19 protein-coding genes and 1 rRNA gene are annotated in these 18,100 nt (G+C 64.4%); 2 read left to right on the forward strand and 18 right to left on the reverse strand.

All coding sequences use genetic code 11. The features are described 5' to 3' along the window. Positions 1–7: 7 nt before the first annotated feature. Entirely contained in the window at positions 8–1,225 is a 1,218-nt protein-coding gene (locus G486_RS0103240) for a PepSY-associated TM helix domain-containing protein (protein ID WP_034386463.1), read from the forward strand. A gap of 16 nt (positions 1,226–1,241) precedes the next feature. Here G486_RS0103240 and G486_RS0103245 read toward each other — a convergent pair whose 3' ends face one another. The 17 genes from G486_RS0103245 to G486_RS0103325 form a co-directional block, all read right to left on the reverse strand. Then, complete coding sequence (locus G486_RS0103245; protein WP_027014236.1) at positions 1,242–1,469, reverse strand: hypothetical protein; 228 nt, start codon at positions 1,467–1,469, stop codon at positions 1,242–1,244. Further along, positions 1,466–1,789, reverse strand: coding sequence for a c-type cytochrome (locus G486_RS0103250; RefSeq protein ID WP_027014237.1), 324 nt, complete (start codon positions 1,787–1,789; stop codon positions 1,466–1,468). Before G486_RS0103250 ends, G486_RS0103245 begins: the two co-directional genes overlap by 4 nt. Before the next feature lie 171 nt (positions 1,790–1,960). Next, positions 1,961–2,947 carry a quinoprotein relay system zinc metallohydrolase 1 gene (locus tag G486_RS21420; RefSeq protein WP_034386465.1) on the reverse strand — a complete coding sequence of 329 codons (987 nt, stop codon included), beginning with the start codon at positions 2,945–2,947 and terminating at the stop codon, positions 1,961–1,963. Then, positions 2,944–3,759 (reverse strand): quinoprotein dehydrogenase-associated SoxYZ-like carrier, encoded by an 816-nt coding sequence (locus G486_RS0103260; protein WP_051303075.1) that lies wholly within the window; start codon positions 3,757–3,759, stop codon positions 2,944–2,946. Before G486_RS0103260 ends, G486_RS21420 begins: the two co-directional genes overlap by 4 nt. Positions 3,760–4,114: 355 nt before the next feature. Further along, entirely contained in the window at positions 4,115–4,786 is a 672-nt protein-coding gene (locus tag G486_RS0103265) for an HAD family hydrolase (RefSeq protein ID WP_027014239.1), read from the reverse strand. A 156-nt stretch (positions 4,787–4,942) separates the two neighbouring features. Beyond that, positions 4,943–5,353 carry a YchJ family protein gene (locus G486_RS0103270; RefSeq protein ID WP_027014240.1) on the reverse strand — a complete coding sequence of 137 codons (411 nt, stop codon included), beginning with the start codon at positions 5,351–5,353 and terminating at the stop codon, positions 4,943–4,945. A gap of 69 nt (positions 5,354–5,422) precedes the next feature. Beyond that, positions 5,423–6,217, reverse strand: a complete 795-nt coding sequence (locus tag G486_RS0103275; RefSeq protein ID WP_027014241.1) for an alpha/beta fold hydrolase — start codon at positions 6,215–6,217, stop codon at positions 5,423–5,425. 470 nt (positions 6,218–6,687) lie between these two features. Continuing rightward, positions 6,688–7,821: an acyl-CoA dehydrogenase family protein gene (locus G486_RS0103280; RefSeq protein WP_027014242.1), complete on the reverse strand. Its 1,134-nt coding sequence runs from the start codon at positions 7,819–7,821 to the stop codon at positions 6,688–6,690. A gap of 71 nt (positions 7,822–7,892) precedes the next feature. Next, entirely contained in the window at positions 7,893–8,558 is a 666-nt protein-coding gene (locus G486_RS0103285) for an SDR family oxidoreductase (protein WP_027014243.1), read from the reverse strand. Positions 8,559–8,560: 2 nt separating this feature from the next. Beyond that, complete coding sequence (locus G486_RS0103290) at positions 8,561–9,202, reverse strand: MSMEG_1061 family FMN-dependent PPOX-type flavoprotein (RefSeq protein WP_027014244.1); 642 nt, start codon at positions 9,200–9,202, stop codon at positions 8,561–8,563. A 54-nt stretch (positions 9,203–9,256) separates the two neighbouring features. Then, the gene (locus G486_RS0103295) at positions 9,257–10,342 is read right to left on the reverse strand and encodes a hypothetical protein (RefSeq protein WP_027014245.1); all 1,086 of its coding nucleotides are present in this window, start codon (positions 10,340–10,342) and stop codon (positions 9,257–9,259) included. An 80-nt stretch (positions 10,343–10,422) separates the two neighbouring features. After that, complete coding sequence (locus G486_RS0103300; protein WP_027014246.1) at positions 10,423–11,604, reverse strand: acetyl-CoA C-acyltransferase; 1,182 nt, start codon at positions 11,602–11,604, stop codon at positions 10,423–10,425. 169 nt (positions 11,605–11,773) lie between these two features. Further along, positions 11,774–13,558 carry a bifunctional isocitrate dehydrogenase kinase/phosphatase gene (gene aceK / locus G486_RS0103305; RefSeq protein WP_027014247.1) on the reverse strand — a complete coding sequence of 595 codons (1,785 nt, stop codon included), beginning with the start codon at positions 13,556–13,558 and terminating at the stop codon, positions 11,774–11,776. 36 nt (positions 13,559–13,594) lie between these two features. Next, a complete protein-coding gene (gene can / locus G486_RS0103310) occupies positions 13,595–14,257 on the reverse strand; it encodes a carbonate dehydratase (RefSeq protein ID WP_027014248.1) in 663 nt (220 codons plus the stop codon). A gap of 47 nt (positions 14,258–14,304) precedes the next feature. Further along, complete coding sequence (locus G486_RS0103315; RefSeq protein WP_027014249.1) at positions 14,305–15,492, reverse strand: isovaleryl-CoA dehydrogenase; 1,188 nt, start codon at positions 15,490–15,492, stop codon at positions 14,305–14,307. A gap of 33 nt (positions 15,493–15,525) precedes the next feature. Then, entirely contained in the window at positions 15,526–15,984 is a 459-nt protein-coding gene (locus tag G486_RS0103320; RefSeq protein ID WP_027014250.1) for a PaaI family thioesterase, read from the reverse strand. A gap of 50 nt (positions 15,985–16,034) precedes the next feature. Beyond that, positions 16,035–16,436, reverse strand: a complete 402-nt coding sequence (locus G486_RS0103325; RefSeq protein WP_027014251.1) for a MerR family transcriptional regulator — start codon at positions 16,434–16,436, stop codon at positions 16,035–16,037. A 124-nt stretch (positions 16,437–16,560) separates the two neighbouring features. On the opposite strand from G486_RS0103325, the gene G486_RS0103330 reads away from it, so the two are divergent. Then, entirely contained in the window at positions 16,561–17,640 is a 1,080-nt protein-coding gene (locus tag G486_RS0103330; RefSeq protein WP_027014252.1) for an MBL fold metallo-hydrolase, read from the forward strand. Positions 17,641–17,798: 158 nt separating this feature from the next. On the opposite strand, the gene rrf is transcribed toward G486_RS0103330, so the two are convergent. Next, positions 17,799–17,911: ribosomal RNA gene (gene rrf, locus G486_RS0103335) — 5S ribosomal RNA — on the reverse strand. Positions 17,912–18,100: the final 189 nt, after the last annotated feature.

The raw sequence follows: 18,100 nt of genomic DNA on the forward strand, positions 1-18,100 counted from the left end.
GCCAGGCGTGCACTTACGGTCGGTGATCGTGCGGCTGCACCGCTGGGTCGGGCTGGTGACTGCGGGTTTTCTGCTGATCGCAGGCCTCACCGGCGCGCTGCTGGCCTGGTATGAAGAGCTCGATGCCTGGTTCGCGCCACAGCTGCTGACGGCCCACCCGTCCGCCGATGCCGCGCAGGCGCTGGCTCCGCTGGAGCTGCGCGCGCGGGTGGCACGCGCATATCCGCAGCGCCAGGTCAACCATGTGTCGCTGAGCCAGCCCCCGGGCAGATCGGCCGTGTTCTTCGTCACGCCTCAGCCCGGCGACGCCACCCGCCCTGCATCGCCGGTGATGCAGGTGCTGGTGCAGCCCTATACGGGCCAGGTGCTGGGCGAGCGCGTGCTCGGGCAGGCCGCGCGCGGCGGCCAGTACCTCATGCCCTTCATCTATCGCCTGCACCATTCGCTGGCGCTGGATCTGGCGGGCACGCTGGCACTGGGCGCCGTGGCGCTACTGTGGACGCTGGATTGCTTTCTCGGGCTGTGGCTGACCCTGCCAGCCGCCCCGGCCAGGCGGCTGCGTGCCGACGGCACGAGAGGCAAGTCCTGGCTTCGGCGCTGGCAGCCTTCGTGGCAGCTGCGCTGGCAGGGCGGCAGCTACAAGCTCGGCTTCGACCTGCACCGGGCCGGCGGCCTCTGGATCTGGGCCATGCTGTTCGTCTTCGCGTGGAGCAGCGTGGCCTTCAACCTCAGGCCCGCATACGACGCGGCCATGGCCCGTGCCGGTCTGTCGCAGCAGGCCGGCACACGCTCCTTGCCAGTCCTGGCCGCACCCAGGGAGCAGCCTGGCCTGAGCTGGCAGCAGGCACTGGAGAACGGGCGGCAGCTGATGGCCCGGCAGGCCTTGTTGCAGGGCTTCTCCGTGCAGCGCGAAGACCTGCTGTATTACGACGCGCAGCGCGCACTGTTCAGCTACTACGTGCGCAGCAGCCTGGACGTGCGCGATCGCGTGGGTCGCACCCGCGTCACCTTCGATGCCGACACCGGCGAGCTGCGCCAGGCCTGGTTCCCCACAGGGGCCGCCAACGGCGACACCATTACCAGCTGGCTGGCCGGTCTGCACATGGCAGCCTTCTGGGGCTGGCCGCTGCAAGCCGCCATCACTCTGATGGGCCTGATGGTCGCCATGCTGAGTGCGACAGGCATCCTGATCTGGCGGCGCAAGCGATCCAGGGCCGGCCGCTAAACCGCCCCGTACGGCATCAGCGACCCAGTTGCAATGGCGGACGGACCCGCAAGCGCTCCTGGGCCTCGGCATCACCGACGGCGGCCAGGCGCTCCCACAGCTGGAGCGCCTGCTGCTCATAGCCCAGCCTCAGGGCCGCATGGGCCTTGAGGCGCAGGCTTTGAATGCTTTCGGCACGTGCCAGCGTCAGTCTTGCGGCGCCCAGAAGGGTCTGGGGATGCATGCCGCTCTGATGGGCACTCATGGCTTGGTGGCGAGCACCCAGGTCGCCAGCAGCTTGAGATCCTGGGCCTTGAGGCTGGAGTGCGCCGGCATGGCCACGCGCCCCCACTTTCCGGCCGAGCCCATCTGTATGGACTGGGACAGGGTGGCGACCGCGTCCTTGTCGCCCGCATATTTGCTGGCCACCGAGGAAAAGGCCGGTCCCACGATTTTTTCGGCCGCCGCGTGGCAGCTGAAGCAGCCATTGGCCTTGGCCAGGTCGCTGGCGGCGGCCACATCGACATCGGCGGCATGGGCAAAGACGCCGGCAAACAAAAGACTGAGTAGGAAAGCGTTGCGCATAGTGGAGAAGGCGAAGTGCGAAGTTGAGAAACATCAAACAAGGCGCAACATCCATGCCAGCCTCAAAGCCTCTGGCCTGCGCCCGAATGCGCCAGTTCCTGCAACAGCGTATCGAGACACTGCTCTGAAATGAGACACTGGCGCGGCATCCCGGATCGCTGCAGCAGATGTTCAGCGCGGCGTCAGCGCACGCTGCTCGTAGTCGGGATACCACTGCACCAGGCTGCGGTTGAATTCCGCAGGCTGTGCCGCCCAGCCCGCAAAGCGCTGGGGCAGGGGCTGGCGCAGCAGCTCGCTCAGATCCAACCCCTGCTCGGCGCTGGTCTGCATGAGTTCGTCCAGCCACTGCAGCCAGTCGCGTGTCTGCTCCATGCCCAGCAAGCCTTCATGCACCGGGCCGTGGCTGGGCACGACATGCTTGAAGCGGCCCTGCTGGTGCCACTGCGCCAGCAGGGCCAGGCTTTGCTGCCAGGCCTTGGAGTCCGCATGCGGCGTGGTCGGCACGCGGTTGGCAAAGATCAGGCCGCCCGCGAACAGCACGCCCGTCTGCCGGTCCAGCAGCACCAGGTCGTCGCCCGTGTGGCCTTGCAGGCGGTGCAGCTCCAGCACATGGCTTCCGAGCTTGATCTCGCCAGGCGCCAGCACTTCGCGCGCGGGCGTGGCCCGGGTGCCGCGCATCCAGTCGCCGCACAGCCGGTAGAGGTTGTCCTCGTAGGCCTCGCCCTCGGCCTTCATGCCTTGCAGGCTGCCTTCCAGCGCGCGCGTGGGCGTGTCGTCCCAGGCCTGGTTGCCCAGAAAGTAGTCGGGATGCAGGTTGAGGTTGATGACCTCGCGCACGGGCTGGTCGGTGACGCGCGCAATCGCGCGCCGCTGCTGTTCGCCGTACAGCCGCGAAGGCCCGGTATTGATGACCACCACGCCCTCGCGCGTGGCGATGAAGCCGGTGTTGATGATGTTGCAGCCGTTGGCGCGCGAGAAGTCGGCGACCGCGCCTTCGATGACCCAGGTGTCTTCGGCGATCTGGCGCGGCTGCAGCCCATAGTCGAGCTTTTGCAGATCCACGCGCGCAGCGGGCCGGGTCTGGGGCTGGACCTGCGGAGACTGGGCCTGGGCCGTCAGGGCCGCTGCAAGGCTCAGCCAGAGGAGTGCGCTCTTCATGCCCTGACCTCCGCCTGTATGGGATTGCCGTTATTGTCCCGGCCCTGCAGGCGGAACTCCTGCGGGCCCTGGCGCGGCAGCTCGAAGGTGATCAGCGGGTTTTCCGACACCGGCTGGTACAGGCCCAGTTTCCACCAGGCCTGGCCGCTCGCGTCCTGCAGCTCCAGCTGCTCTATGTAGAACGCGGGAATGCCGGCCACCAGGCCCGTGTCCATGGGGTGCATGACGCGCACGCGCAGTCTGCGGCTGCCGTCGATGACGTTGTTGAAGATGCGCGCCTGGACCTGGTTGAGCGTGGTCTTCCAGGAGCCGTCGGCACGCGAGGCGCCGGGCACGGTGCAGCCGCCGCCTGCGGCATGGGCCTGCACGCTGCCCACATGCCATTGGCCATCGCGCGTGCGCACCATGGCGCGCACGGGCGAGGCCTGCTCCAGCCGGATGCGAAACGACAGCATGGGCAGGGCCTGCAGGGGCTCGAAGTCCAGCACCTCGCGCACGGGGTTGCGGTCGACGACGACGAAGATGCGCTGCACGCCGCCGCCCTTGGCCGACAAGGCCCGCGCATCGACCTGCAGGGGCACGTTCATGGCGTCGTCGGCAAAGGCCGGCGTGCGTACGATGACCTCGTCGGTGAAGCGCACGGGCGCATTCTCCAGGTACTGCTCGCGCAGCGTCGGCCATTGCAGCGAGCCCAGAGGATCGCCCCCGGTCTTGTCCCCGGCCGCATGCGCGGGCACCGGCATGCCTGCGGCGCCCCAGGCACCCATTGCGCTCATGCCGCTCGCGAGCAGCATTTGACGACGTTGCAACATCTGACCCTCCTTGCCTTGACGGAAGACGTGCCAGGCAGCACGCCAAAACCATTACCGAGCAAAAGAGGTGCCAGAAAGGGCGCCCCGCCCCCTTGCCGCGCCAGGGCCGCCCCGGCCCTCCCCTAAGGCCCCGGGGAAACTCCCTAGACCCTGTACAGGCCTTCGCAGCAGCCGGGCCCCAAGCAGCAGCACCAGCGGTGCTCCAAAGCGCAACACCCTGGAACACCGCGCCGCAGCGGGCGCAAGACAGGCCAGCAGCAGATAAAACAGTAGCTGGTAGCGCTTGCTCACATTGGATTTCAGGTTAAAAACACCTTGAAATCAACGTCTATCAAGCGCTTGCAGCTATGAAGTTCTACTCCTGCGCCCGGATCATGGCGGGCAGCTGTCCCATGTCCGGGAAGACGCGGCTGGCGCCAGCCGCGAGCAGCTCGTCGGCCGAGGCATGGCCCTGATCGGACGGGAAGTAGGCCCAGACCGTGGCCCCGGCGGCCACGCCGGCGGCCACGCCCGTGACCGTGTCCTCGACGACCAGGCACTGCGCGGGCGCCACGCCCAGCGCGTCAGCCGCGGCCAGGTAGACATCGGGAAACGGCTTGCTGCGCGGCATCTCGTGGCCGCTGAAGACCCGGCCCGCAAAATAGCCCTCCATGCCGACCTTGGCCAGCTGCATCTCGACCTTGGCGCGATCGGCGCCCGAGGCGCAGGCAATGCGCCCCGCACACAGCGCATGGGCTTGCTGCACGGCGGCCAGGGCCCCGTCTATGGCCACGAGCTCGGCCGACAGGCGCTCATTGCGGCGCGCGTAGAACTCGGCCATCCAGGCATCGGTCAAGGGCTGGCCGGTGTGCGCCTCGATCAGCGCAGCCTGGCTGCGCACGGTCTTGCCGATGAAGCGGCTCAGGCACTCCTCGCTGCTGATGGCCCAGCCCGATTCGTTGAGCATGCTGCACAGCACGCTGTTGGTAATGGATTCGCTGTCGACGAGCACGCCGTCGCAGTCGAACAAGAGGGCTTGAAATTGCATGGATTCGTACGCAGGCTGAATGCGCATCAAAGAGGGAGAAATAAGAGACGGCCTAGGCCACTGGCAGAGACCAGCTCGAGGACTGCGAGCAAGGGCCGCCCCGCAGCAAGGCTGTCGCCCCCCGTCCGGAGAGAGCGGGGGAAGTGGCACAGCCACTCAGGGGGTTTCCCCATCCAGGTAGTACCAGCGCCCGTCTTCGCGCACGAAACGGCTGCGCTCGTGCAGGCGCACGCCACGGCCGCCGCTGCGGTAGCGGGCCACGAACTCGACTTCGGCGGCATCCTCGCCGGTGATGCCGAAGGACTTGAGCTCCAGCCCCAGCCACTTGGCTGCGGGCTCGAACTCCAGGCGCTCGGGGCGCTGGCTCGCATGCCAGGTGGCCAGCAGATAGGGCTTGTCCTCCAGCACAAAGGCCGTATAGCGCGAGCGCATCAGCGCCTGTGCATCGGGGGCGGGACAGTCCTGCCAGTACGGCAGATAGCGGCCGCAGCAGGCTTCAAAGTTCAGGGGCCGGCGCCGGGCATCGAGCTGGCCGCAGGGGCAGGTCTTGGTCAAGAGGGTGTTCACAGCGCCGAGTTTAGTGGCAGCGCAGGCCGCTGTTCATCGCATGAGACGCAGGCCTTGCGGGCCCGGGCCTTATTTCATGAGCTGGGCCAGAAACAGCTCCAGCGCAGCATTCACCGAGTCCGCATGCGTGAGATTGAGCGTATGGCTGGCCTGCGGAATCTGCACCCATTGGGCATGGGGCAGGCCCTGGGCCATGGCGCTGGCACGGTCCACGGCCACGGGCTGGTCATGCTCGCCATGGATGACCAGGGTGGGCATGGGAATCTCGGGCAGACGCGCACTGATGTCGTCGCGCAGCAGCAAGGCTGCGGCGCTCTGCCTCAGATTGGGCGGGGTGATGCGCTTCCACTTGGCGCGCCAGGCGGCCGCGCCCGCAAAGCCCTGGCCCAGAACGTAGTGCTCCAGCGCGACCGCCATGTCGTCGCTGAGCCCGTGCTCGGCCCAGGCCTTGAACAGGGCGTGGTGATCGGGGGTCTTTTCCGGGTCGGCATGCATGGCCTGGGTGCCCATGAGCACCAGGGCGCGCACGCGCTGCGGCTGGACCAGGGCACAGCGCAGCCCCAGGAATCCGCCCTGGGAGTTGCCCACGAGCACCGCGTTTTCCACGCCCAGGAGGTCAAGCAGGCCGACGAGATCGGCCACCGAGTCGTAATAGTCGAACGGCGCGCACTGCTGCGGGTCCGCCGTCTGCCCATGGCCGCGCTGGTCCCAGACAATGCAGCGAAAGCGCCCCTGCAGGGCCGCGACCTGGGGCGCGAACACGCTGCAGTCCATGACCATTCCGTGCGAGAACACCAGTGCCGGCTCAGGCCCGCCCGTGTCCTCATAAAACAGCTTTTGACCATTGACGAAGGCAAAGGGCATGAGGGCAATCTCCTGCAGGTTGTATGGGGCAGCGCAGCGGCGGCGGCGCAAGGCCGTTATTACTATCAAAACAAAAGCTGCCAGCGCTTGACTCACATCAAAAAACGACAGACCTAAGAACGTGTTTACGATCTCTACGCTGCCGCGTTGGAGCGCAATCGGGATGAGTTCAAAGCGATGGGGCGCAGCTTGCACCGGGGTGCAAGCAAGCTTTAGCGCTAGAAAATAGCCCGATTTCGCTCCAACCCTTCGGGCCAGTGCCTTTGCGGGCGGTCTACAGCGTTGCGAATCCTCGCAATAGCACGGCTATTGCTGCGGTATCGCGCCTTGTATCCCATCCCGCACAGACACTGGCGCGGCACCGAGGAGATCGTAAACACGTTCTAAGCCTGAAGCTCTTGATGCAGCTGCGTTGACAGCTCCTGTTTTAGCAGATGCCTGTGACCCTGGCTCAGAGCATGTTCACGCGCTCAGGCGGCCAGTGCGCGCTGGATGATGATTTTCTGCACGTCGCTCGTGCCCTCGTAGATCTGGCAGACGCGCACGTCGCGGTAGATGCGCTCCACCGGGAAGTCGTTCACCACACCGTAGCCGCCCAGGGTCTGGATGGCGGCGCTGCACACGCGCTCGGCCATTTCGCTGGCGAACAGCTTGGCCATGGCGGCCTCGGTCAGGCAGGGCCGGCCCGCATCGCGCAGGCTGGCCGCATGCCAGATCAGCTGGCGTGCGGCCTCGATCTGCGTGGCGCATTCGGCCAGGCGAAAGCCCACGGCCTGATGGTTGAAGATGGGCTGGCCAAAGCTCTCTCGCTCCTTGCTGTATTGCAGCGCGCACTCAAAGGCCGCGCGCGCCATGCCCACGCTTTGGGCCGCAATGCCAATGCGCCCGCCCTCCAGCGCCGACAGCGCAATCTTGTAGCCCTCGCCCTCGGCGCCGATCAGGTTGGCGGCCGGAATGCGGCATTGCTCGAAGTTGATCTGCGCCGTATCGCTCGAATGCTGGCCCAGCTTTTCCTCCAGCCGCGCCACCTGGTAGCCGGGGTTGTCCGTGGGCACGATGAAGGCGCTCATGCCCTTCTTGCCCGCCGCCTTGTCGGTGACCGCGATGACGATGGCCACATCGCCGTTCTGGCCGCTGGTGATGAACTGCTTGACGCCGTTGATCACATAGTCGTCGCCATCCCTGGTGGCCGTGGTGCGCAGCGCGCTCGCGTCCGATCCCACATGCGGCTCGGTCAGGCAGAACGCGCCCAGCATCTCGCCGCGCGCCAGCGGCTCCAGCCACTGGCGCTTTTGCGCTTCGCTGCCATAGCGCATGAAGATGGCGTTGACGGGGCAGTTGGTCACGCTGATGGCCGTGCTGGTGCCGCCGTCGCCCGCGGCGATCTCCTCCAGCACCAGTGCCAGGCTGATGTAGTCCAGGCCTGCGCCGCCGTATTCCTCGGGCACGCAGATGCCGTAGGCGCCCAGCGCGGCCAGGCCCTGGTGCACGTTCCTCGGGAAGTGATGCTCCCGGTCCCAGCGCGCCGCATGCGGGGTGATCTCGGCACGCACGAACTCGCGCATGGCATCGCGAATCATTTCCTGGTCTGCGTTGAGCAGCATTTTCGTCTCCTGTCGTTGTTTGTTCTTTCTGTCCTGCGGGCCGCAGCCCGCGCCCTAGCAAGTCATGCGTCCTACCAAGGCATGCGCCGGCCATCGTGACGCAGCATGCGGCCGGCATCCTCGGGCGTGACGCCGGCCAGGGTGCGCAACAGGCCTTGCAGGCTTTGCTCCACCGTGAGCAGCGCGCCCTCGCCTCCCATGTCGGTCTGGACCCAGCCCGGGTCCAGCGCAATCACCGTGGCGCGCGGCCACCGGGGCTGGGCACTGGCCACGACCATGTTCAGCGCGGCCTTGCTCACGCGGTACAGCCAGGCATCGGAGCCGGCATCGGCCAGCAGCGACATCTCGCTGGAGAACAGGCCGAACACGCCGCCAGCCTCCTCCACCAGCGGCGCAACCTGGGGCAACACCTGCATGGCGCCCAGCACATTGGTGTGCATGACACGGTCGAACTGCTCGCGCGCTGGCGGGGTCGCGGCATCGTGCCCGTCCCAGACGCCGGCCACGTAGAGCGCCAGGCCGATCTTTTCGCCATCCAGCTGCCAGGCCAGGCCGCTGACACTGGCCGGATCGGCGAAGTCGACCTGCAGCACCTCGGCCCCCAGGGCCTTGAGCGGCGCCGCATCGCCGGGCTTGCGCACCGTGGCGATCACGCGCCGCCCCTGCTGCGCATAGGCCTTGGCCAGCGCCAGACCCAGCCCGCGCGAGGCCCCGAGAACCAGAACCGTATCGCTCATGACTATTCCTTTTTGAGGTGATCGCCGCCCTGCTCTCCCGCGATCTGGGCCTGGTAGCGGGCCACCATGGTTTCCTGGGCCTCGGGCGCGGCCGTGAGGCCTATTTGCGCATGGATCATCTGGTTCATGCTGGGCATGACGCTGCGCTGCACCTGGGCCTGCGGCTTCCAGACCCTGGAGCGCATCAAGGCCTTGGCGCAATGCAGATAGGCTTCGCGCACCTGGACTTCGATGACCAGCCGGGGCCGGAAGCTCTCGCTCGCGAACAAGGCCGTGTAGTGAGGTTCGTCGCGCAGGCAGGCCCGGCCGTTGATGCGCAGCGTCTCATCAATCCCGGGCACGAGAAACAGCAGGCCGATGCGCGGATCGTCCACAAGGTTGCTCAGGCTGTCGAGGCGGTTGTTGCCGCTGGCATCGGGGATTAATAGCGTCTGGTTGTCGGGCGCCTTCACAAAGCCCGGCAGTCCACCGCGCGGCGAGGCGTCCATGAGCGAATCCTGCCCTCCGCCCGTGGCCACGATGCACAGCGGCGACAAGGCGATGAAGCGCAGGCAGTAGCGGTCCAGATCGATCTGCTGCTTGAGCAGGGCCCGCTCGGCGGGCATTGCATAGAGGCTGCGCAGTTGTTCCTGGCTGGTGATCATGGCGTTGAGGGCTCGATGAAGGGTTGAACCGGGCGCAGGTCCATGCCGGCTCCGTCAGTCCTGCGCGTCTGCAGACACTGCGGCATAAAGACCGAGAAATTCCTGCCAGGCGGGGTCGTAGGCAACCGCGACCTGGGCCTCGATGGCGGGCGCGTATTGCGTGGCCAGGTGCTGCATGAGTGCCGTTGCGGCCTGGGCATCGCTCACATAGCAAGCCGCCACGCGCGCACTCATCTGCTGCACGCGTGTGAAAACCAGCAGGCCCAGATGCAGGCGCTCGAGCTCGGAGCCCAGCGCATCCTGCGCATCACGCACCTGGTCGAGCTGCTCCTGGCTCTCGAACCCCAGTTCCAGCGTGACGAAGTAGGGCAGGTCGGCGCGCGTGGCCACGGCATTCGCCGAGGCGCGAAAGCTCAGCAGATCAGGCGGCGCATCCGCGGAGGCCTCCCTGCCCCGGACCTCGAGCATCATCCAGCTCTCGTCCTGCTCCGCAGGCAGCTCGTAGCTGCGGCCCAGGGCCTCGTGCATGAAGGCATCGAACACGGGCACGAAATCCGACAGCGGCACGGGCTCGCCAGAGAACCCCTCGACAAAGTCCACAGGCCCCACGCGCACCGCAAAATCCCACTCGCCCAGCACATGGTCGAGCATGATGAAGGCCATGTGGCGCGCATGATCGCGCATGTCCTGAGGAATGGTCTTGCCAAAGCCCAGCTCCAGCCCGACGACACCGCCGGCATCATAGTGCGCGACCAGCACATCGGCGCAGGACAGCTCGAAGTCCTGCATGCGCATTGCAAAGCTTCCGCCCAGGTTGCGGCTGCGAAATGCCTGCAGCGCATAGCCGGGAATCGGGGGCGCCTGGCGCACCAGGGCCTGCACATTCTCGAACTGTTCTATGCTGCCGTGCGCCGTGACCACCAGGCGCCCGGCCGGGTCTTGGCCGGGCTCTTCGCGCTCCAGCGACAGCCCCGGCGCAATGGGGTGCAGCAAGTCATTCGCACTTTCCACGAATTCGACGCCGGACAGGGCCTCCAGCGCGGGCAGCCGGCCCAGGAACTCCTGCCAGAACCCCGCGATCTGCGGCGGGCTCAGCGGGAAGGTGGCCTGTTGAGAATCCATGTCTTGCTCTGCGCTCACTCTTTGCTCCAGATGATGAGGGCGCCCGTGTGCATGTCCTGGGCGCCCGTTCTACTGGCTTTTAATGTAACGGCTGGCGATTACAGCAATTCAATTGCCATGGCCGTGGCTTCGCCTCCGCCTATGCACAAGGTGGCCAGGCCCTTCTTCTTGCCGCGTGCCTGCAGCGCATGCAGCAGCGTGACCAGAATGCGCGCACCGCTGGCGCCAATGGGGTGCCCCAGCGCACAGGCCCCGCCGTTGACGTTGACCTTGTCGTGCGGCACCTTGAGCTCGTGCATCAGCGCCATGGGCACGACGGCAAAGGCTTCGTTGATTTCCCACAGGTCCACATCCGCCGCCTGCCAGCCGGCCTTCCTCAAGGCCTTCTCCGTGGCACCCACGGGTGCCGTGGTGAACCACTCTGGCTCCTGGGCATGCGTGGCATGGGCCACGATTCTGGCCAGAGGCTTGCAGCCCATGGCCTTGGCCGTGGACTCACGCATCAGCACCAGGGCCGCAGCGCCATCGTTGATGCTGGAGCTCGATGCCGCCGTGATCGTGCCGTCCTTCTTGAACGCAGGCCTGAGGCCGGGGATCTTGTCGAGCCTGGCCTTGGCCGGGCCTTCGTCCTCGGAGATGGTCACATCGCCCTTGCGCGTGCTCACGGTGACGGGCGTGATCTCGGCCTTGAACGCTCCCGATTTGGTGGCCTCCTGGGCGCGCTGCACGCTGGCAATCGCAAAGCCGTCCTGCTGCTCGCGCGTGAACTGGTACTTGGCCGCACAGTCCTCGCCAAAGGTACCCATGGAGCGGCCGGGCTCGTAGGCATCCTCCAGTCCGTCGAGCATCATGTGGTCGAAGACCTTGTCATGGCCCATGCGGTAACCGCCGCGGCCCTTCTTGAGCAGATAGGGCGCATTGGTCATGCTCTCCATGCCGCCGGCCACCATGACCTCGCGGCTGCCGGCCACGAGCTGGTCGTGGGCCAGGATGGTGGCCTCCATGCCCGCACCGCACATCTTGGACAGCGTCACCGCGCCCGTGCTGCGCGGCAGCCCGCCCTTGAAGCCCGCCTGGCGCGCAGGCGCCTGGCCTTGTCCGGCCATCAGGCAGTTGCCGAACAACACCTCGTCCACCTTCTCGGGCGCAATGCCGGCGCGCTCCACGGCAGCGCGAATCGCAGCGCCGCCCAGGTCATGCGCCGCGAGATCGGCGAAGTCGCCCTGAAAGGCGCCCATGGGGGTGCGGGCTGCGCCGACGATGACGATGGGGTCTTGCATTCCTGTCTCCTGAAAATGAATGGTCATACAAAGGGTGAGAAAAGGTCCGGTGTTCTAGCGGCCATGTCCGTACAGCCCATGCTCGCAGCCAACACCGCCTGGCGTCTTGCGCAAGGTCTAGAACCCGCGCGGCCAAGGGCCGAGAGTGCCAGGCACGCCGCGCCGCGCCTCAGGGCGCAAGATATCTGCTGCGCCCATAGGGAAACACGTCGTGCACATGGCCTTGCCGTATGCGCTGCTGGTGGGATTGCCAAAAGCCCGGGTCCAGCAGGTCTGCATGCTCGCGCATGAACACTTCACGCACGGCAGGGTTGCCCAGCAGAAACGGGCCGAAGGTCTCGGGAAAGACATCGCGCGGCCCCACGGGGTACCAGACTTCGCCGCTGAGCTCGTCCTCCTCGCAACGCGGGGCCGGAACACTGCGAAAGTTGCAGTCGGTCAAGTATTCGATTTCGTCGTAGTCGTAGAACACCACCTTGCCACCGCGCGTGATGCCGAAGTTCTTCCACAGCATGTCGCCGGGAAAGATGTTGGCCGCGACCAGATCCTTGATCGCGTTGCCGTATTCGCGCACCGCATGTTCGAGGCTCAGACGCGGCCCGCTTTGCTCCAGCCCTGCATCGAAGCATTCCTGCAGGTGGATGTTGAGCGGCACCAGGCGGCGCTCTATGTAGAGGTGGGAGATGATGACTTCCTGGCGGCCGTCGCCATCGCGGTCGCTGATCTCGACCTGGCTGGGAGCGTGTTCCAGGATCTCGGCAATCAGTTCATCCGAGAACCGTTCACGCGGAAACGCGACCAGGCTGTACTCCAGCGTGTCGGCCATGCGGCCCACGCGGTCGTGCTGCTTGACGAGGCGGTACTTGGCCTTGACCTGCTCGCGCGTAATCTCCTTGGGCGCGGCAAACCGGTCCTTGATGAGCTTGAACACATAGGGAAAGCTGGGCAGGTCGAACACCAGCATGACCATGCCCTTTATGCCGGGCGCGATGCGGAACCGGTCGCGAGAGTGGCGCAGATGGTGCAGGAAGTCGCGGTAGAACAGCGTCTTGCCCTGCTTGGCCAGGCCCAGGGCGTTGTAGATCTCGGCACGCGGCTTGCGCGGCATGAGACTGCGCAGAAACTGCACATAGGCGCTGGGCACATCCATGTCCACCATGAAGTAGGCGCGTGCAAAGCTGAACAGCCCGTGCAGGTCGTTCTCGCCCAGCAGCAGTGCATGCAGCATCAGGCGGCCGCTGTCGCCATGCAGGATGGGGATGACCAGTGGCAGCTCGGTAAAGCCGTTGATGATCCGGCCCACCACATAGGCCCCCTTGTTGCGGAAGAACAGGCTGGACAGGACCTGGATCTGGAAGTTCGCATGCAGGCGCATGCTCTGCAGTTCGGGCCTGAGTCTTGCGGCCAGCAGCCCGATGTCGCGCTGCAGGTCTTCGAACGGCCCCTGCAGCGCAAACTGCTCGATGATCTGCGTCAGGCTCTCCTCGAGCGTCTCCAGCTGCGGATAAAAGGCCAGGTAGGCGTTACGCGCGCCGGGCTCGGGGTTCTCTATGTACTCGGTGCTGACCGCAGGACGCACGAAGATGAAGTCGTTCTGGAAGTGCGTGCGGTGCAGGATCTTGGTCGTGACCGAGTTGAAGAAGGTCTCGGCCAGTTCGGGCTGCAGATGATCGACCATGAGCGCGATGTAGTCGCGCTTGACCTGCTGCCAGACCTCCATCGCCTGGCGACCTGCGGCGAACTCCTTTTCGAGGCGGCGCACGCATTCGCGTACGCGCAGGTCGTAGAACTCTATGCGCTCGCGCTGAGCCCTTTGCTGTCCCAGCCAGTCGGCCGTCTCGAAGCGGTGCTTGGCCCGCGCCGACTCGGCCCGGAACAGGCGGTAGTGGCGGTTGAAGCCATGCATCATGGCCTGGGCAATCTGTTGGGCCAGCCGAGCTTGCGGGTCGTGCAAAGGCATGGAACTCGTCGAGGTTCAGGACCGCCGGTCTCAGTTGCGCGCGCGCGCGGCGACCATCTTCACGGCCTCGGCATGCACCTGCTCCAGGCCTCCGGTGCCCGGCACCGTCATCTGCAGGTTGGTGATCAGGCCGTTCTTGAGGCTATAGCACCAGCCGTGAAGCTGAACCTTCTCCCCACGCGCCCAGGCATCTCGCATGACCGTGCTCTGTGCGACGTTGACGACTTGCTCGATGGCATTGAGCTCGCACAGCGCATCGAGCCGCCATTGCGGCGACAGCCCGGCCAGCAGGCTCTGGTGCTTGTCGCGCACATCCTTGACGTGGCGGATCCAGTTGTCCGCCAGGCCGACGCGCGCATCTTCAAGTGCAGCCTGAACGCCGCCGCAGCCATAGTGGCCCACGACCATCAGATGCTCGACATGCAGCTGGTCCACCGCATACTGGATCGTGGACAGGCAATTGAGGTCACTGGACACGACCACATTGGCCACGTTGCGATGCACGAAGACCTCGCCAGGCTCCAGGCCCGTGATCTGGTTCGCAGGCACTCGACTGTCCGAGCAGCCGATCCACATGTACTTGGGTTTTTGCTGCGCCATCAGCCCGGTGAAGAAACCGGGCCGTTCACGCTCCACCTGCTGTGCCCACTCGCGGTTGTGGGCAAACAGCTCTTCGATGGAGGTTGTTGTCATAAGACTTTCCTTTGTTGTTGGCAACTTCTGAATGGCGCAGCAGCGGATCAGCAGGTTTCCGCAAACAGCTCGCGTCCGATCAGCATGCGGCGGATCTCGCTGGTACCTGCGCCGATTTCATAGAGTTTCGCATCCCTCCAGAGGCGTCCGAGCGGATATTCGTTGATATACCCATTGCCGCCATAGATTTGCACGCCCTCGCCGGCCATCCAGGTCGCCTTTTCCGCACACCACAGAATCACGCTGGCGCAATCCTTGCGGACCTGACGCACATGCTCGGATCCGAGAAGATCGAGGTTTTTAGCAACCGTATAGGCAAAAGAGCGCCCGGCTTGCAGCACGGTATACATGTCGGCGACCTTGCCCTGGATGAGCTGGAACTCGCCAATGCTCTGGCCGAACTGCTTACGGTCGTGGATGTAGGGCACCACGTTGTCCATGACCGACTGCATGATGCCCAAAGGCCCGCCTGTGAGAACCGCGCGCTCATAGTCCAGCCCGCTCATGAGCACCTTGGCGCCCATGTTCACGCCGCCCAGCACGTTTTCGGCAGGCACCTCCACGTTTTCAAACACCAGTTCGCCCGTATGGCTGCCGCGCATGCCCAGCTTGTCGAGCTTTTGCGCAATCGAAAAACCCTTCATGCCTTTTTCGATCAGAAAGGCCGTCACGCCGCGCGCGCCCAGCTCGGGCTCGCTCTTCGCATAGACCACCAGGGTGTCGGCATCGGGGCCATTGGTGATCCACATCTTGTTGCCATTGAGCAGGTAGTAGCCGCCCTTGTCCTCGGCCTTGAGCTTCATGCTGATCACGTCGGAGCCCGCACCGGGCTCGCTCATGGCCAGCGCACCCACATGCTCGCCGCTGATGAGCTTGGGCAGGTATTTGGCCTTTTGTGCCTCGCTGCCGTTGCGATTGATCTGGTTCACGCACAGATTGCTGTGCGCGCCGTAGGACAGGCCCACGGAGGCGCTGGCGCGCGAGATTTCCTCCATGGCCACCATGTGGGCCAGATAGCCCATGTCGGCACCGCCGTATTGTTCTGGCACGGTGATGCCGAGCACGCCGAGCGCGCCGAACTTGCGCCACAGATCCATGGGGAACTGGTCGCTGCGGTCGATCTCGCCGGCACGCGGCGCGATTTCGCTCTGGGCGAATTCCCGTACGGCGTCGCGCAAGGCATCGATGTCTTCGCCGAGTTGGAAATTCAGGCCGGGAAGATTGGCAAGACTCATGTTTGTCTCCTGTGATGGGATGAATGAAACGTGTCAGTTGTGCAGGCCTTCACGGTTTTGCACACACATCAGGGTGCAAGCCATGGTTGCGATCAGCTTCTCGCGGCCTTGGTCGATGGCGTAGGCGCGCCCTTCGGTCACGGTAATCGTGCGCCCCGGCTTGACGACGCGGCCTTCCATGCGAAAGCTCTGCCCCTTGGCCGGGGCCAGCAGATTGACCTTGAATTCGATGGTCAACACCGCCGCATCGGCAGGCATCAGCGTCAGCCCCGCATAGCCACAGGCCGAATCCAGGGCCGTGGACACCATGCCCGCGTGCACAAAGCCATGCTGCTGCGTCAGACCCGGCGCCCACTCCAGCCCTATGTCGACCATGCCGGGTTCCACACGGCTCAGTTGCGCGCCCAGGGTCTGCATGGCTCCCTGAAGCGCAAAGCTGTCCCGCACGCGGGTCACGAAATCCTCGGCATCTACGGCACTTGTGGCAGGCATGCGCTGTTCCTCAATGAAGCGATGGCAATTGACGTTTACGTAAACGTCAATTATGCGATATTTTTCCGATCGCTCCTTTTGAGCAGGCTGCGAGCCTCTTTCTCCTGCTCACGCACCTCGTCCAGCGTGGCCTGCAGATCCGCCATCTGCTCTTCGAGCTGCTTGCGATGTACGGCCAGCACATCCAGGAATTTGCGCAGCTGCACGCCCGTATCGCGCGGGCTGTCGTAGAGATCGATGATCTCCTTGGCTTCGGACAAGGACAGGCCCAGCCGCTTGGCTCTCAAGGTCAGCCTCAGGCGCGCCCTGTCCCGGGATGAATAAACCCGATTACGCCCACCTGCTCCCGAACGCTCGGGCTGCAGCAAGCCCATGTCCTCGTAGAAGCGGATGGCGCGCGTGGTGAGATCAAACTCCTTGGCGAGATCGCTGATGGTGAAGCTGGTCAACATGGTTTGTTCTCTCTGAAAGCCCTGCATCGCACAGGCGACTGCCTATTGCAATTCGCTCTCTAAAATGCATTGATACAAATGACGTTTACGTTAACGTCAATGCTAAACCAAGTACCCCCTGCCCATGACCGCATCCAACGAATCAACACTTCACTATTCACTGGGCGAGCGCCTGCCCGGCCCAGCCCAGACCCTGGAAATTGCGCCCGGCGTCAAATGGATTCGCATGTCCTTGCCGTTTGCGCTGGACCATATCAATCTGTGGCTGCTGCGCGACCGGCAGCAAGACATCCACGGTCAGACGCGCGAAGGCTGGACGGTCGTGGATTGCTGCGTGAACCGCAGCGAGGCGCGCGCACAGTGGGAGCAGATTTTTGCCACGCAGCTCGAAGGCCTGCCCATTCTGCGCGTCATCGTCACCCACATGCATCCAGACCATATCGGCCTGGCCGGCTGGCTGTGCGAGCACTGGCAGGCTCCGCTGTGGATCAGCTCCACCGACTACAACGTGGCCCTGGTCGCCATGAAGGACCGCGACGGTTTCGGGGGCGAATCCGGGGCTGACTTCTACAAGCTGCATGGGCAAACCGATGCCCAGTTTCTCGCGCATGTACGCGGCCGTGGAAGCTACTACCCCTCCCTGGTCAGCCCCCTGCCATCCACCTACCACCGCATCATCGACGGCATGGAAGTCGAGATCAACGGACATGCCTGGCAATGCATTGCGGGCTATGGTCATGCGCCTGAGCACATTGCCCTGTACTGTCCCGAGCTCAACATCCTGATCAGCGGCGACATGGTGCTGCCTCGCATCTCGGCCAATGTGAGCGTGCATGCGGCGGAGCCCGAAGCCAACCCTTTGCAGTTGTTCCTGAGCTCCCTGGAACGCTACTTCGCGCTGCCTGAAGACACCCAGGTACTGCCCTCGCATGGCAAGCCCTTCACAGGCCTGCACCTTCGGGTCCAACAACTGATCGATCATCACCACGAACGACTGAATGACATCATGCAGGCCGCTCAGGCCGAAGCCCTGAGTGCAGCCAACATTCTTGATGTCTTGTTCAAGCGCCAATTGGACAGCCACCAGATGACGTTTGCCATGGGCGAGGCCTTGGCCCACCTGCACTACCTCTGGTTTGCCAAGCAGCTCGTGCGCAAAGCGGACGAACATGGCGTGCTGCGCTTTTATCTTCCTCAAACATAAAAGGAGAGCGCCAAGCGCTCTCCTTTTATAGCTTTGAGCCAGATTCATGTGTCAAACCAGTTGCCAGCTTGCGCTCCCTGCTCTTCTTTTATTTTTACTCAGCCAGGAGCCAACAAAAAAGCCCCGTAACGAGAGCTACGGGGCTTTTGGCTATAACAGCCTGACGATGACCTACTTTCACACGGGAACCCGCACTATCATCGGCGCAAAGTCGTTTCACTGTCCTGTTCGGGATGGGAAGGAGTGGTACCAACTTGCTATGGTCATCAGGCATAACTTGCTGTCATGCTGCCTGCCTTTGTCTGGCTCGCAGCACAACGAATTCATAGAGTCTCGATCAGCGATTATTTTGACTGCGCCTTCTTGGCATAACTGTCCTTGATGAATTTTCATCAAAGTTATAGGGTCAAGCCGCACGAGCAATTAGTACTGGTTAGCTTAATGCATTACTGCACTTCCA

This window comes from Comamonas composti DSM 21721 (assembly GCF_000429845.1).
Classification (GTDB): Bacteria; Pseudomonadota; Gammaproteobacteria; order Burkholderiales; family Burkholderiaceae_C; genus Comamonas; species Comamonas composti.

What these genes read in the sequence shown, in the direction of transcription:
- G486_RS0103315 (WP_027014249.1), bottom strand. Translation starts at nt 15,492, where the DNA reads ATGAGTCTTGCCAATCTTCCCGGCCTGAATTTCCAACTCGGCGAAGAC.
- G486_RS0103330 (WP_027014252.1), top strand. Translation starts at nt 16,561, where the DNA reads ATGACCGCATCCAACGAATCAACACTTCACTATTCACTGGGCGAGCGC.
- G486_RS0103320 (WP_027014250.1), bottom strand. Translation starts at nt 15,984, where the DNA reads ATGCCTGCCACAAGTGCCGTAGATGCCGAGGATTTCGTGACCCGCGTG.
- G486_RS21420 (WP_034386465.1), bottom strand. Translation starts at nt 2,947, where the DNA reads ATGAAGAGCGCACTCCTCTGGCTGAGCCTTGCAGCGGCCCTGACGGCC.
- G486_RS0103260 (WP_051303075.1), bottom strand. Translation starts at nt 3,759, where the DNA reads ATGTTGCAACGTCGTCAAATGCTGCTCGCGAGCGGCATGAGCGCAATG.
- G486_RS0103285 (WP_027014243.1), bottom strand. Translation starts at nt 8,558, where the DNA reads ATGAGCGATACGGTTCTGGTTCTCGGGGCCTCGCGCGGGCTGGGTCTG.
- G486_RS0103275 (WP_027014241.1), bottom strand. Translation starts at nt 6,217, where the DNA reads ATGCCCTTTGCCTTCGTCAATGGTCAAAAGCTGTTTTATGAGGACACG.
- G486_RS0103280 (WP_027014242.1), bottom strand. Translation starts at nt 7,821, where the DNA reads ATGCTGCTCAACGCAGACCAGGAAATGATTCGCGATGCCATGCGCGAG.
- G486_RS0103325 (WP_027014251.1), bottom strand. Translation starts at nt 16,436, where the DNA reads ATGTTGACCAGCTTCACCATCAGCGATCTCGCCAAGGAGTTTGATCTC.
- G486_RS0103245 (WP_027014236.1), bottom strand. Translation starts at nt 1,469, where the DNA reads ATGAGTGCCCATCAGAGCGGCATGCATCCCCAGACCCTTCTGGGCGCC.
- can (WP_027014248.1), bottom strand. Translation starts at nt 14,257, where the DNA reads ATGACAACAACCTCCATCGAAGAGCTGTTTGCCCACAACCGCGAGTGG.
- G486_RS0103290 (WP_027014244.1), bottom strand. Translation starts at nt 9,202, where the DNA reads ATGATCACCAGCCAGGAACAACTGCGCAGCCTCTATGCAATGCCCGCC.
- G486_RS0103265 (WP_027014239.1), bottom strand. Translation starts at nt 4,786, where the DNA reads ATGCAATTTCAAGCCCTCTTGTTCGACTGCGACGGCGTGCTCGTCGAC.
- G486_RS0103300 (WP_027014246.1), bottom strand. Translation starts at nt 11,604, where the DNA reads ATGCAAGACCCCATCGTCATCGTCGGCGCAGCCCGCACCCCCATGGGC.
- G486_RS0103250 (WP_027014237.1), bottom strand. Translation starts at nt 1,789, where the DNA reads ATGCGCAACGCTTTCCTACTCAGTCTTTTGTTTGCCGGCGTCTTTGCC.